Origin of the sequence: Pollutimonas bauzanensis (assembly GCF_040393045.1) — a bacterium.
In the GTDB taxonomy this organism is placed as follows: Bacteria; Pseudomonadota; Gammaproteobacteria; order Burkholderiales; family Burkholderiaceae_B; genus Pollutimonas; species Pollutimonas bauzanensis_A.
In genome coordinates this window covers 1-7,511 of sequence record NZ_JBEBUX010000172.1, presented here as the reverse complement: position 1 = coordinate 7,511, position 7,511 = coordinate 1, and the positions used below count along the sequence as shown (strand labels likewise).

At 53.1% G+C, this 7,511-nt stretch carries 5 protein-coding genes and 1 other RNA gene; 4 read left to right on the top strand and 2 right to left on the bottom strand.

What is annotated here, in order from left to right; translation table 11 throughout:
- Window positions 1-361: a transfer-messenger RNA gene (gene ssrA / locus ABWO67_RS18315) on the bottom strand; the annotation flags it as partial.
- A gap of 221 nt (window positions 362-582) precedes the next feature.
- Between ssrA and sstT the strand changes: the two genes are divergently transcribed.
- Window positions 583-1,827: a serine/threonine transporter SstT gene (sstT, locus tag ABWO67_RS18310; protein WP_353154443.1), complete on the top strand. Its 1,245-nt coding sequence runs from the start codon at window positions 583-585 to the stop codon at window positions 1,825-1,827.
- Between the two features lie 42 nt (window positions 1,828-1,869).
- Here the strand turns inward: sstT and nirK are convergent, their stop codons facing one another.
- Window positions 1,870-3,261 (bottom strand): copper-containing nitrite reductase, encoded by a 1,392-nt coding sequence (gene nirK, locus ABWO67_RS18305; protein WP_353154441.1) that lies wholly within the window; start codon window positions 3,259-3,261, stop codon window positions 1,870-1,872.
- A gap of 259 nt (window positions 3,262-3,520) precedes the next feature.
- Here nirK and ABWO67_RS18300 point away from each other — a divergent pair, with 259 nt between their 5' ends.
- From ABWO67_RS18300 to dbpA, 3 genes are all read left to right on the top strand, one after another.
- Window positions 3,521-5,077 carry a glycosyltransferase family 39 protein gene (locus tag ABWO67_RS18300; protein WP_353154439.1) on the top strand — a complete coding sequence of 519 codons (1,557 nt, stop codon included), beginning with the start codon at window positions 3,521-3,523 and terminating at the stop codon, window positions 5,075-5,077.
- A gap of 172 nt (window positions 5,078-5,249) precedes the next feature.
- Window positions 5,250-5,900, top strand: a complete 651-nt coding sequence (locus ABWO67_RS18295) for an FMN-dependent NADH-azoreductase (RefSeq protein ID WP_353154436.1) — start codon at window positions 5,250-5,252, stop codon at window positions 5,898-5,900.
- Window positions 5,901-6,041: 141 nt separating this feature from the next.
- Window positions 6,042-7,427 (top strand): ATP-dependent RNA helicase DbpA, encoded by a 1,386-nt coding sequence (gene dbpA, locus ABWO67_RS18290; RefSeq protein WP_353154433.1) that lies wholly within the window; start codon window positions 6,042-6,044, stop codon window positions 7,425-7,427.
- Window positions 7,428-7,511 lie beyond the last annotated feature (84 nt).

The following is a 7,511-nucleotide window of genomic DNA, read 5'->3' as shown; positions in this document are numbered from 1 at the left end:
GAGTCGGGGGGAATTGAACCCCCGTCCGCAAGCCCTCTGCAGGCAGTTCTACATGCTTATTCGGTTCATTTTAAGTTTTAACCTCGGATCATGCCAACCGACAGGCCCTTCCTTGGCGATTCACATTAATTTAAGATGATGCTGAGTGACCCAACAAAATCCGATTCTTTGTAAATGACGCTGCTGTAAGTTTTACCCTACCTAACCCAAAGACAAATTAGTGCAGCGGCTTACCGCACTAGGCGGCTAAAGCGAAACGCTCGTCGTTGGCGTTTATAGTGTTCCAGTGGATTTACGAGCTTACTGGTGCTCGGCATGCCCTGCTCTGTTTCGCGACCCACGTCGAAGCCGGATCGACCCCAGAACTGACATTGTAGTGCATATCCCCTTCCTTGGACAGGTTAATAGCGGTGGTAAAATTCCCGCGGCCTGTTTGAGGATATTTGACAACACGAATACGACGCATGGCGGGGGCTGGCAGCGCGCTCCGCGAAAAATGTGCAATCTTCAAAACCGACGGGTGTGCGAGGACGGAGCGAGGTTCATCTATACAAGTCATAAGACTTGGTTTTGGAGTTTTACATGGGACGCGACGAAGTTAAGCAAAATCCCCTTTTGCAATTTGTCAGCAATGGCAGTCTGGTTGTACAAATTTTAATTGGCCTGATTGCCGGAATCGTACTGGCTTATTTTTTTCCATCAGCGGCCCAAAGCGTCAGCTTATTAGGCGATCTGTTCATCAGCGCCTTGAAGTCGGTGGCCCCCATTCTCGTCTTCGTACTGGTCGCGGCCTCTATCGCCAACCATAAGCAAGGCCAGAAAACCAGCATGGGGCCGATTCTGCTGCTGTATCTCGCGGGCACTTTTGCAGCCGCACTGGTCGCGGTCATCGCCAGCTATCTGTTTCCTCTGACCTTGCAGCTAAAGGCCAGCACCGAAGTGCTCAGCCCTCCTGGCAGCATTATCGAGGTCCTGAAAACCTTGTTGATGAATGTCGTAGACAATCCCGTCAATGCATTGGCCAATGCCAACTACATTGGCATCCTGGCTTGGGCTGTAGCCATTGGCGTAGCGTTGCGCCATGCGCATGGCGCAACCAAGCATGTCGTGGCAGACCTGTCAGCAAGCCTTTCCTTTATTGTCAAAATCATCATCCGCTTCGCACCGATCGGCATTTTCGGCTTGGTCGCAGCAACGATTGCCGATACAGGCTTTAGCGCCCTACTCGACTACGCACGCCTGTTGGTTGTCTTGATAGGCTGCATGCTGTTCGTGGCGCTGGTGGTGAATCCACTAATCGTTTTTATCAAGGTCAGGCAAAATCCTTACCCCCTGGTATTTACCTGCCTGCGGGAAAGCGGCATAACCGCGTTCTTTACCCGCAGTTCGGCAGCCAATATCCCTGTCAATATGGCGTTGTGCAAGCGCTTGGGACTTAATGAAGACACCTACTCGGTTTCCATTCCCTTGGGCGCCACCATCAATATGGCCGGCGCAGCCATTACGATCACCGTATTGACGCTGGCAGCCGTCAATACTCTGGGTATCACGGTAGACCTCCCGACGGCACTATTGTTAAGCGTTGTCGCAACCATATGTGCGTGCGGCGCATCAGGCGTGGCAGGCGGATCATTACTGCTAATTCCACTGGCCTGCAGTTTGTTTGGCATTTCCAACGACTTGGCGATCCAAGTCGTTGGGGTGGGCTTTATTATTGGTGTGCTGCAAGACTCGTCCGAAACCGCCCTGAACTCGTCAACCGACGTGTTGTTTACCGCGGCAGGGTCGCATTCCAAAGCAGAGCGGCTGGCATCAGTCCAGCTTTAAACATCGCCCCAACGTCGCAGCGCGGCGTTGGGGACGCTCTCACTAATGTCCAGACGAGTGATCCACCTTCTCTGTGGAATGAAAGATAGTGTGATCTTCCTTGCCTGTAACAGTCAGGACGCCGGACAAGCCTTTCTCGACCCGCGACAAGGCATGATCCACCAAAATATAGTTACCTGGCACATCCGTCTTGAACTCGACCACAGTGGCTCCACCGGGCGGAACTAGCGTGGTCTGCACATCAGTCAAGGGCGGGCTGGTAAGCGAAGCCTGGTTATAAACCCTATCAAACACCTCTCCTATGACATGGAAGCTGGAAGTCAGGTTAGGGCCGCCGACACCAAAAAAGATACGTACCGTGTCACCGACCTGGGATTGCAGCTTGTATTTTTCGCTCAAGGCTTGCATGGTGCCGTTAAAGGTCAGGTGCTCAGGGTTTTCGTCCAACAGTTTTTCCAGAGAGAACTCTTGGTGCCCCTGTGCTCCATGCTTCTGGGCAGTGTAGAGCTCCCCTTGCATGACATAAAACTCGCGGTCGACTTTTGACAAGCCCCCTTCTGGCTCGACCAGTATCATGCCGTACATGCCGTTGGTAATATGCTGAGCCACCATGGGCGTAGCGCAGTGGTAAACGAACAGCCCCGGGTGCATGGCCTTGAATGTGAAGCTTTTGGTTTGCCCGGGAGGCACCTGCGTGACGGCCGCTCCACCCCCGGGTCCCGTAACGGCATGAAAATCTACCGAATGGATATGCGAAGAATCCTTGGCGTTAGAGACATTGACTGTCACCGTATCGCCCACCCTCACTCGCACAAAGGGACCAGGCACCTTATTATTAAAAGTCCAGTATTTGTACGTACTGCCGCTGGCAAGCTGGCCTATGACTTCTGTCGTTTCCAGGTCCACCGTGACTTTCTGGGGAGCGCGGTTACCGACAGGCTCGCCGACCGCGGTAGGGTCCTGGGCAATATCAAGCGCGTCGCTCTCGACCTGCTCTTGTGGTTCTCCTACGATGAGCTTGCCGAACATGCCGGCAGCCTTGTGCCCCGGCAACGTACACAGGTATTCAAATGTGCCATTTTTATTGGCTCGAAAGACAATGGCCGTGGCAGCGCCCTTACCGGTTATATGATCTGATTTCGCACCGAACTCGGGCACACTGATGTCGTGAATGGCGCCATCATCGTTAATCAAATTGATTTGTACCACCGCATTCTCTGGAACCTGTAAATCAGGGTTCACTTTGTCCAAAATAGCGCCGGCACCCCCTATGAAAACCAGCTTGCCGTCGGCGATGTTGGTACGCAACGTGAATGTGACATCCGGCGTATACGTGACAGCAGTGTCATTAGGCATGGCGTGCTCAGCCAACGAGGGGAGGCTCACCCCGAATGAGCACGCTGCGGCAAATAAAATCAGCAACAATTTTTTCATGATTCTCCTCTTCCTTATAAGCAAAGGCGGTCTTTGAAGGCGATAAACCGAGCCGCTCCTTAGTTGGCAAACGTTTAATCCACTGCTTTTTACACGTTATCCGTTACAGATAATATAAAAGTCAGACTATGCTTGGATGCTACTCCCAAACAACGCTTACAATCCGTAAAAAATTTTAAATGTATTGGCACCCCCCCCGCAATAAAGGTCGGCATGCGAACCAGGCTACGCGCCACGCCCGCTTGAAGGAAACAGAGTAATGAGTGCAAGTACTGCCGCACGGCATGGCGCTACGCTAACCAAACCAAACCAAACATCATTGAACCTGCAGGTTCTGCTGTGTCTGGCGGGCATGGTTGCCTTGTGGACCTTGCTATGCGCGGTAAGCCATCGCGCGCCGGACTTGGATGGCATGGAAGAATTGGTGTGGGCGTCCAGCCTCGAGCTCGGCTACACCAAGCATCCCCCCGCTCCGTCATGGTTCATGTATGGCCTGACCCAAATATTTGGCCGCCCTATATGGCTGACGTTTTTCGCGGGGCAACTATTTTCGGCGCTTGCCCTATGGTTCGTATGGCTACTGGCGCGCGAAATCACCACTCCTCGCAAAGCGTTCATTATTACGCTGTTCGCATCCACGAATATCTATTTCTCCCTACGCGGCACCATTTATAACCACAATACCGTGCAGTTGTGGTCTATCGTGGGCGCAACCTGGCTGTTTTACCGCGCCCTGCGCTATCAAAAAAACAGTTCATGGATTTGGCTGGGCGCCATCAGCGCTATCGCCACCATGACCAAGTACAGTGCCTTTATCCAATTTGCGGCGTTCTTCTGCTTTATGTTGCGTCAGGGCAGCCTTAAAGATAAACGTACACTCAAAGGCCTGGCTTTGTCGCTGGCTGCGTTTGCAGTAGTGGTTTCACCACATGTTTATTGGCTAGGCATTCACTCGTTCGAGCCGCTGCGCTATGCCGACAATGCGCTCGAAACCAATAATTATATTGATTCGCTCAAGTATATTTTGTACTTTACTCTGGACCAGGTCGCGCGCTTGAGTCCTATGCTAGTCCTCTTGCTAGCTTGGTGGTATGGCCAAAGAAAAAACATAAAAGCCTCTACAGACGATAAACAACGCTATGTCAATGACATCGCTAAATGGGATCGTTCTTTTTTACTGTGGGTAGGCCTGACTCCCTTTGTTTCTACTCTATTGATTTCCGCTGTATTGGGTACACGCCTGCAAGCGTCGTGGGCAACGACATTCTTCGTGCTTTACGGCTTTTATACGCTGTGGTGGATGTACGGCGACGAACAAAGCAATTTGCGCCGTATTCTCATACTGGCAATCAGCCTGCATGTTTTGATGGCGGTCGGCTATGCCATAGGACGAGGCCCACTGGCATGGTATTCAGGGCGCGAAACACGTTCCATGTTCCCCGGGGCGATCATCGCAACCGAGATGAACAAGATATGGGATCAGCACGTACCGCAATCGCCCTTGAGGCTGGTTGCTTCCGACACCTGGATGGGCGGGAATGTGGCCGTTCATAGCGGCCCAAAAGTGCAAGTACTTATCGATGGCCGCTACGAGGAATCGCCATGGCTCGAACCCAAAACAGCGCTCGACTGTGGGGCATTGGTCATTTTTAGCCGCGCATCAAAAGACGATCCTGCACCCAGCCTACAAAAACTGTTCGACAAAGGTAAGTGGCAAGGTACGGCATACGTGCCTTGGTCCTCTGCGAAAAGCCGCGCCATTGATTTGAACTGGGCGATTATTGAGCCCAACCAGGCCTGCACTGCGACACACTGACAACAGTACCTGCGTACAACAACGACCACGCGCCGGTATGTGCTGTTGGAAGCTAACGTCATTAGATCCAAATATAGAACAATCAATTGCATTTTCACCGTCTTATCAAGAATTGGTAGCTAATGGATAATTCCTTCATACGCAATACGCTTGCGCTCAACCCGGAGAAATTATGAAACTGCTACATATCGATTCAAGCATTAACGGCGCCAATTCAGTATCACGCAAACTGACCCAGGATATCGTATCCCAATGGACCGCCGAGCACCCCGGCACCGAGGTCGATTACCTGGATTTGGCCATCGACACGCCAAATCATTTTTCGCAAGACGCGATGGGTTTTCGCCTGCCTCCTTCCGATGCTGTACTGACCGACGCGCAGCGCCAGGAAAATGCCGTATCTGAAACGCTGGTTTCGCAGTTCCTGGCCGCCGATGTCATTGTCATAGGCGCCCCTCTGTACAATTTTTCGATTCCTAGCCAGCTCAAATCCTGGATCGACCGTCTGGCCCAGTCAGGCCGCACATTCAAGTACGGCGAATCCGGCGTAGTTGGCTTGGCAAAAGGCAAGACAGTCATTGCCGCATTGAGCCGCGGCGGTATCTATTCCACCAGCGAAGCCGGCCGCGCCATGGAACACCAAGAAAGCTACCTGAAGACTGTATTCGGTTTTTTCGGTATCACTGATGTACGTGTAGTGCGCGCCGAAGGAACGGATATGGGTGCCGAAAGCCGCGCCCAGGCATTGCAAACCGCGGACCAGTGCATCAAGGTTTTGGCAACCAAATCCTTCGATCCTGAAGCAGCCGAAATCGCTGCCTAACTGCATTGCTCCATACCTGCCGTTACCCTATTTTATGCGTAACGGCAGCGCAAGCCCAATCCGGGGCTACAATCAGGCCTGACATCTCGACCCAAATCCAATCCTGGTTCTGGGCCAGACGAACTGCTACGCCTGCCTATCGTGACCACCCTTTCTTTCTCTTCCCTGCCGCTTTCGCGCGCCATACTCGATAATCTCGATAACCTCGGTTACCAGACCATGACGCCGATACAGGCTCAGGGCCTGCCGCTTATCATTGAAGGCCGCGACCTGATTGCTCAAGCCAAGACCGGCAGCGGCAAAACAGCCGTCTTCGGACTGGGCATTGTCCATTCCTTGGATGTAGCCTTGTCTGCCACGCAGGCCTTGGTGCTTTGTCCTACCCGCGAACTTGCCGAGCAGGTCGCCAACGAACTACGCCGCCTGGCCCGTGCCCTGGGCAATACCAAGATTCTGACACTATGCGGTGGCACCCCCATCCGTCCCCAAGTCGAGTCGCTGAAATTTGGCGCGCATATCATCGTCGCCACCCCGGGCCGGCTCATGGACCATATGGATCGCGGCTCCGTTGATTTCTCCAGGATACGCACCTTGGTCCTGGACGAAGCCGATCGCATGCTGGACATGGGATTCTATGACGACGTTACCCACATCGTCACCAATTGCCCCCCACAGCGGCAAACCTTGCTGTTTTCGGCCACCTATGCTGACGACATCCGCAAGGCGAGCTCCCGTTTCTTGAAAAAACCAGCGGAAGTCAAGGTCGAATCGGTACACGCCGCCAGCCAGATCGAGCAATTTTTCTACGAAATCGAACCTGATCGCCGTCTTGCTACAGTAGGGCAAATACTGGAACACTTCAGGCCGGTTTCCACCTTGGCGTTTTGCAACACCAAGGCACAATGCCGCGAACTGACTCAATATCTAGAATCCCGCGGCTTTGTCGCACTGGCACTGCACGGCGATCTTGAACAGCGTGAACGCGAAGACGTACTGGTACAGTTCGCCAATCGCAGTTGCTCGGTGCTGGTAGCAACCGACGTGGCCGCTCGTGGCCTGGACATCCAGACACTGGATGCCGTTATTAACGTCGATGTCACCCCCGATCCCGAAGTTCACATTCATCGCATCGGCCGCACCGGCCGCGCTCAAGCCAAAGGGTTGGCGCTCAGCCTTTGCTCCCCTGACGAAATGCGCTGGGCCAATCAGATCGAGAAGTATCAAGGTCAACCTATTGCCTGGGTAAACCCCAAAACGCTTAAACCTGCACCAGGCGGGCGTCTGACTCCTCCCATGGTTACGCTATGCATTCAAGGTGGCAAAAAAGACAAGCTGCGTCCGGGTGACTTGCTGGGCGCGCTGACCAAGGATGCCGGTTACGCATTCGAGCAGGTCGGCAAGATCAATATTCTGGAATTCGTCAGTTTTGTCGCTTTGGATCGGAATATTGCGAAAGAGGCTTACGAGAAGTTAAGCAATGGGAACATCAAGGGCCGTCGCTTCAGGATGCGGTTCATGACGGAGTGAGCCTGACGCGCAACGGCGAGTTCGTAATGTACCGTTGCCGCAGGTCTTGGTTGATTATTTTCAGCACACCGTTGCTGCGGTCTT